A 1,074-nucleotide genomic window follows, 5' to 3' on the forward strand; every position below is an offset into this window, starting at 1 on the left:
CTAAATAGGTTGCGGGTAATCAAAAAGTAAATAAAAAAACTGAAACTCTTACCAGTTAAGTGTTCCCAGTTAAGTGTTCCCTAAAAAGCAGTAAGATTTTTGACACGAATAAAATAGGATTGCTATAGCAGTTTTCATTAACATAAAATACAGAGATTTTTACTTAAAGGCAGAAGGCAGAAGCTTTGCAGTCAACATGAGTGAAAACCGCTGTGACTTCAAAAAAAATGCAATTAAATTAGAAGATGGTTTGAATCTTACTCTAAATTGACCCTCTTCATTATTTTAATTTTCTAGCACAATAAATAGTAAATTAAATAGTCAATTTAAAGACTGAAATACCTGACTAAAATTTTGGTGAAGCTCTAGAATTTTTTTTCCTCTGCTTGATTTATTTGATATTGTTGCAGTATAGCTAAAGTTACTAATTTCATTAGCCAATACAAACTAAAAATAACTATAAAAGTAATTAATATTACTAAAATAGGACGGGTGCATCTCATATTTGCAAAAATACTTTTTTCCTATATATCCCCTGTTGCCAGATGAGCTGTTGCCTAAAAGCGATAAATTTTTGGCTTTATTCTTACATTGAGATGCACCCAATAAGACCTTGACCAAACATATCGCTATAAACACTTTTTATCAAAGTATTAGGATTAGTAACTATATCCCAACTATTAAAACGTTTGAACCTTCCCAGATAAATACCAATAGCAGAAAGACAATGAATAATTAACTCTATTCCCAGAATAAAATTACTCCAACTTTGTCGCTGTAAATAGTAGCCCAAATTAATTAAAGAAAGAACATAAGCTTCAAACCCAATAAACATAAATAACAAATATTGGGGAACTACTGCTAAAGTCAAAACCCATACAGAATTACTTTGACGAATATCTTGATCGAGATGAATAATATCAGTTAATACATAAGGAGCATTAGGTAAAAAAGCGATAAAAATTAATAAACAAAACCACCACATTGAAGAAGGAGACAGGAGACAGGAGACAGGAGACAGGAGGAAAATTACATGGGGATTCGCTCCCCCAAGTAATGCGTGAACACCGTGTA

General features: G+C 31.7%; 1 protein-coding gene. It reads right to left on the minus strand.

Going from position 1 to position 1,074, the window contains the following annotated elements:
- Nucleotides 1–586 precede the first annotated feature (586 nt).
- The gene (locus F6K13_RS34460) at nucleotides 587–985 is read right to left on the minus strand and encodes a DUF1361 domain-containing protein (RefSeq protein ID WP_240039189.1); all 399 of its coding nucleotides are present in this window, start codon (nucleotides 983–985) and stop codon (nucleotides 587–589) included.
- Nucleotides 986–1,074: the final 89 nt, after the last annotated feature.

The organism is Okeania sp. SIO2B9 (genome assembly GCF_010672505.1).
Classification (GTDB): Bacteria; Cyanobacteriota; Cyanobacteriia; order Cyanobacteriales; family Microcoleaceae; genus Okeania; species Okeania hirsuta.